We start from the raw sequence: 1,701 nt of genomic DNA on the forward strand, positions 1-1,701 counted from the left end.
CGGCGACCCCGTCGGCGAGCGCCCCGATGGGCGGCGGCGCCACCGCCGTCCCGACCGCGCTCCCGACGGCTCTGCCCGGCGCGACGGGCCCGCTACGACCGCCGCCCTCAGGCGTGCTTCCCACGCCTCCCCCGCCCGCCGCCGACGACGCGACCACGATCCCGCAGCGGCCCAGCACACCGGCGCCCGCGGCCGCCGACCAGGTGCGCCCGGCGACACCTTCGCCGGCCGCGACGTCACCTCAGCCCCAGCCGCAGGCCCAGCCTCCGCAGCAGGGGTCACCGGCCCCCGCGCCTGCACCCCAGCCCGCACAGACGCCCGCACCCGCCCCGAAGCCCTCGACGCCCGGCGGAGTGTGCGTACCGCTCATCGGCCTGTGCGTGGACGCCCTGAACCACCGCCACTGAGCGGAGGGGAGAAACAGCTGGAGCGGTACGGCGGCCGGAGTCAGGCGACCGGGCCGGTCCGCCGGGTGAGCAGCCAGGGTTCGACCACGCCGAGCCCGCGTACCGGCCGCTGCCACATCGGCTGGAGCGCGAAGCGGTACACCGGCGGCTCCTCGCCCTCCTTCTCCGCCTTGGCGGCGGCCTCGGCGGCCTCCGCCTCGGAGGCGGGCGCGTCCCCGGTACGGATCAGCTCCTCCGCGAACGCCGCGTCGACGAGGACGGCGTCCCGTGGCGCTATCGACGTCAGCCGCGAGGCCAGATTCACCGTCGAACCGAACACATCACCCATACGGGTGGTCACCGTGCCGAAGGCCATCCCGACCCGCAGCTCGGGCATCGTCTCGTCGTGCGCCATCGTCTCGATGAGCCGCAGCGCGATCTCGGCGGCCACACCCGCGTCGTCCGCCGCGTACAGCACCTCGTCGCCCAGCGTCTTGACGAGCCGCCCGCCGTTCGCCGCCACCAGGTCGGCGGCCGTGGTCTCGAAGGCCTCGACGAGTTCGCCGAGTTCCTCCTCCTCCATCCGCCGGGTCAGGCGCGTAAAACCGACCAGGTCCGCGAAGCAGACGGCGAGCCGCCGGTCGACCATCTCCTCGTCGTCGGCGGCCTGGACGACCCGCCCGGTCGCGGCGGCGAGCTGGCGCCGCCAGACGTACACGATGAACTCCTCCAGCTCGGGCAGGAGCAGTTCGATCAGCGGATACGTCACCTCGGTGCGCGTCATCCCGGGCTCGGGCGGCTCGGTCAGCCCCTCCAGGAAGGAATCGATCTGCCATTCGGCCAAACGGGCGGTGGTCTGCCCCGTGGAGCGCGCCACCTGTACCGCCATCGCCTCGCTCAGCAGCCCCGCCTCGACGAGACCGGCGAGCCGGCGCAGCGCGAGTACGTCCGCCTCGGTGAGCGCCTTGGCCTGCCCGATGTCGGCGAAGCCCATCGCCCGCCAGAAACGGGACGCGAGTTCCATGGAGACACCGGCGCTGCGGGCGGCCTGAAAGGGGGTGTAGCGGCGCTCGGCGCCCAGGATGAGCTGTTCGAGGCGCAGGGCGAGCGGGTCGTCACCGGGGTCGGCGTCCTGCCCGTCCACCCGGCTGCCCGCCGAGCCGGAGCCCGTGTCGTCGACGGTCACGCCTGCTGCCCTTCCGATCTGTCACGGTCAGATATCGACCGCCCTCAACGATACGGCCTCGCTCCGCTGGGTTCAGCAGAGACAACGCACCCGGTGCTGGTGTGGCCGCCCCTGGGGGCTGCCGCCCCC

General features: G+C 73.8%; 1 protein-coding gene and 1 pseudogene. One reads left to right on the forward strand and one right to left on the reverse strand.

Translation table 11 applies throughout. From position 1 onward, the window contains the following. A pseudogene (locus tag AOK08_RS46170) lies at positions 1-407 on the forward strand (hypothetical protein); the annotation flags it as partial. A 40-nt stretch (positions 408-447) separates the two neighbouring features. Here the strand turns inward: AOK08_RS46170 and AOK08_RS37275 are convergent. After that, positions 448-1,572, reverse strand: coding sequence for an adenylate/guanylate cyclase domain-containing protein (locus AOK08_RS37275; protein WP_055534350.1), 1,125 nt, complete (start codon positions 1,570-1,572; stop codon positions 448-450). Positions 1,573-1,701 lie beyond the last annotated feature (129 nt).

The sequence above is a fragment of the Streptomyces graminilatus genome (assembly GCF_001418565.1).
GTDB lineage: Bacteria > Actinomycetota > Actinomycetes > Streptomycetales > Streptomycetaceae > Streptomyces > Streptomyces graminilatus.